The sequence below is a fragment of the Halanaerobium sp. genome (genome assembly GCF_003070835.1).
In genome coordinates this window covers 1-3201 of record NZ_QBLR01000366.1, presented here as the reverse complement: position 1 = coordinate 3201, position 3201 = coordinate 1, and the positions used below count along the sequence as shown (strand labels likewise).

The following is a 3201-nucleotide window of genomic DNA, read 5'->3' as shown; positions in this document are numbered from 1 at the left end:
TGCGACAGATTTAGATGTTTTAAGAGAAATTGTTGGTGCCTGGATATTTTCACCTATTTTGTCAGGCTTTTTTGCAGTAATCTTATATTTTATTTTTAAAAAGAGCCTCAATAAAGCTAAAATACACCTGCTTCATCTTGATTTTTATACACGTTGGGGGCTTTTAATTGTTGGTGCTTTTGGTGCCTATTCACTGGGAGCTAATAATATTGCAAATGTAATGGGCGTCTTTACCGGGATCATGGAAGTACCAAATTATAATTTAGGCTTACTTACCTTTACAGGAGCACAGCAGTTATTTCTTTTAGGAGGAATTGCTATTTCAGTTGGGGTTGTTACCTATTCAAAAAGGGTTATGCTTACAGTTGGATCAAGCATCATGGATATTTCTCCAATTGGGGCTTTTATTGTTGTTTTAGCAAGCTCTACAACACTTTTTGTCTTTGCATCCTCGACTTTAAAAGATTTTTTAGTAATGCTAAATCTGCCATCTTTACCACTAGTGCCAGTTTCCAGTTCACAAGCAGTAGTGGGAGCAGTTTTAGGTTTAGGTCTTGCCAAAGGTGGTAGAAATATTAATTTTAAATTACTGGGTAAAATCGGAGTAGGATGGATATTAACACCAATTACAGCAGCTTTAATTTCATTTATACTACTATTTTTCATGCAGAATGTTTTTATTCGTTCAGTTATTTAAAAAATTAAAAGTGATAACTTTTGTTAAATCTTAAAGAATTAAATAAAAATATAATTATGATAGTAGAATCTAATGAGGTGATCTAATGCTCGAAGATATACAAATAGAAGAATATGGACAGCTTATTATAGATAAGATTGAAAATTATCTTTTGGTCTGGAGTAATTTAATTGAGTTAGTAATTTTTATTTTTATGATAGCTGCTGCCTATTTTTTATCTAAAATTTTATATAAACATGTTGATGAATTATTAGATAAAATTAAGGCTTTAAAACAACGAAAAAAGACTAGAATAATTGATCAATTATTATTTCCTTTGATTTTAATGATTTTAATTGGAGTATATTATGTTACTGCAGCAGCTTTTGGTCTACCTGTAGTGGTTATAAGTATTTTTGGGAACTTAGTTTCAGCCTGGTTGGTAGTAAAAACTATTACTTTGTTTTTTCCAAGAAATAAAATGTTTAGATTTTTATCAGCTTTAATCTGGATAATTGCCGCTCTAAGAATTTTAAACATCTATCAGGAAACAATAAATTTCTTGGATAGTTTAGCATTTAACAGCGGTAACCTGCGTATTTCTTTATTATTAATTATGAAGGCGGTTATCATATTTAGTATTTTATTCTGGCTTGCAGGTAAGATAAGCCGTTTGGTAACCGGAAGGATAGATAAAAGTGATGATTTAACTCCATCAGTTAAGGTATTATTAAATAAAATAGCTAAATTTTTAATCTTTACTTCGGCAATTTTATTTACCCTTAGTGCAGTTGGAATTGACCTTAGTGCTTTTGCATTCCTTGGTGGTGCTATTGGTGTTGGTTTAGGTTTTGGTTTGCAGAAGATTGTATCCAATTTTATCAGTGGGATTATAATTTTAGCAGATAAATCAATTAAACCTGGTGATGTAGTTGAAATCGGAAATGTTTATGGCTGGGTTAAAAAATTAGATACCCGCTTTGTCTCAGTTGTTACTCGTTCTGGTAAAGAATTTTTAATTCCAAATGAAGATTTTATTACGAAAGAAGTAATAAACTGGTCTTACAGTGATGAATTAGTAAGAGTAGATGCTGAAGTTGGTGTTTCTTATAACAGTGATTTAAGGCTGGTCCAGGAATTAATGATGAAAGCTATTGAAGAAAAAGATAGAATCTTAAGCAAACCCGAACCGAATGTGCTTTTAATGGGTTTTGGTGACAATTCAGTTAATTTTGAGATTCGTTTTTGGATTAGTGATCCCAGGAATGGAATTCAGAATATCCGTAGTCAGGTTTTATTGTCTATCTGGGATCATTTTAAAGAAAATGAAATTGAAATACCATTTCCACAAAGAGATTATCATTTAAAATCATTACCAGATGATTTAACAAAATATTTGAATGAGACTAAAATGGTAGAAAAGAAAAAAAATGAAGATAAAGCAGATAATGATGATAAGGAAGAAGCCAAAGATAATTTAGAATAATAAAATAGGAGGCTAATTTATGGCAAAGATTTTAATTCCGTTGGCTGAAGGTTTTGAAGAAATTGAAGCAGTTACCAATATTGATGTTTTAAGACGAGCAGGACTTGATGTTATAACTGCAGGTATTGGCAGTAAAAATATAGAAGGTGATCACGGCATAAAGGTTGAAGCTGATACTGTGATTTCTGAGATTGATACTGCTGATTTAGATGCTGTAGTTTTACCTGGTGGAATGCCGGGAGCTGCTAATTTGCGTGACAGTAATGAACTGCGTAATATAATAAAGAAATTGAATGAAGAAAATAAGTTATGTGCAGCAGTTTGTGCAGCACCAATTGTTTTGGAGGCTGCAGGGATCTTAGACGGTAAAAAGGCAACCAGTTATCCTGGTTTTGATAAAGATATGCCTTCCTGTAACTACCAGGAGGATAGAGTTGTAATTGATGGTAATCTGATCACCGGCAGAGGCCCAGGAGTTGCCATGGAATTTGTAATGACTATTGTGGAATATTTATTGGACGAGGAAACAAAAGAGGAATTACAAAAATCAATGCTTGTTAAAAGCAAGTAGCAATTTAGTCGTAGCGTCTGGGGCACTCCCCATTTAAACAAACCGTTACAAGCATAGTTTAAGGTTGCAGACTAAAAGCAAATAAATTAAGAAAAGCCTGTCCCATGTTTCACTAAGCCTTCGTTTTATAACGAAAGGTCGGCTCTGTATTTGACCATCGAGGTCATCAGAGCGAAGCGAGTTAGGACAGGCCTTAATTTTATTATTTATTTATTATACATTTCAGAATAATATCTTTCTAACATCTTTTTAGCAGAGAATCTTTCATAAGTTGTAGCAATACTTTCCATCATCATATCTTTCCAGCGATCTTTATTGCCGTAGAAAGTTGGAACAACTTCATTTAATAAGACTCTATAGAGTGCGTAGAGATCACTTTCATCCTGACCTTCACCTACATAACCGTCTCCAAACTGCCAACCATTAATTCCGTGCTCACAGCCTTCAACCCACCAGCCATCAAGAATA

General features: G+C 33.1%; 3 protein-coding genes and 1 pseudogene. 3 read left to right on the top strand and 1 reads right to left on the bottom strand.

The features are described from left to right. From CI949_RS19080 to CI949_RS19070, 3 genes are all read left to right on the top strand, one after another. A partial coding sequence (locus CI949_RS19080) for an inorganic phosphate transporter (RefSeq protein ID WP_290769346.1) occupies positions 1–697 on the top strand: 697 nt, incomplete at its 5' end. Between the two features lie 85 nt (positions 698–782). Further along, positions 783–2162 carry a mechanosensitive ion channel family protein gene (locus CI949_RS19075; protein ID WP_073156509.1) on the top strand — a complete coding sequence of 460 codons (1380 nt, stop codon included), beginning with the start codon at positions 783–785 and terminating at the stop codon, positions 2160–2162. A gap of 19 nt (positions 2163–2181) precedes the next feature. After that, positions 2182–2733 (top strand): DJ-1 family glyoxalase III, encoded by a 552-nt coding sequence (locus CI949_RS19070; RefSeq protein WP_089656030.1) that lies wholly within the window; start codon positions 2182–2184, stop codon positions 2731–2733. 206 nt (positions 2734–2939) lie between these two features. On the opposite strand, the pseudogene CI949_RS19065 reads toward CI949_RS19070, so the two are convergent. Beyond that, positions 2940–3201, bottom strand: a pseudogene (locus CI949_RS19065) (alpha-glucan family phosphorylase); the annotation flags it as partial.

Bases quoted from the DNA above. Each gene is read 5' to 3' on its own strand.
- CI949_RS19075 (WP_073156509.1), top strand. From the start codon at position 783: ATGCTCGAAGATATACAAATAGAAGAATATGGACAGCTTATTATAGAT.
- CI949_RS19070 (WP_089656030.1), top strand. From the start codon at position 2,182: ATGGCAAAGATTTTAATTCCGTTGGCTGAAGGTTTTGAAGAAATTGAA.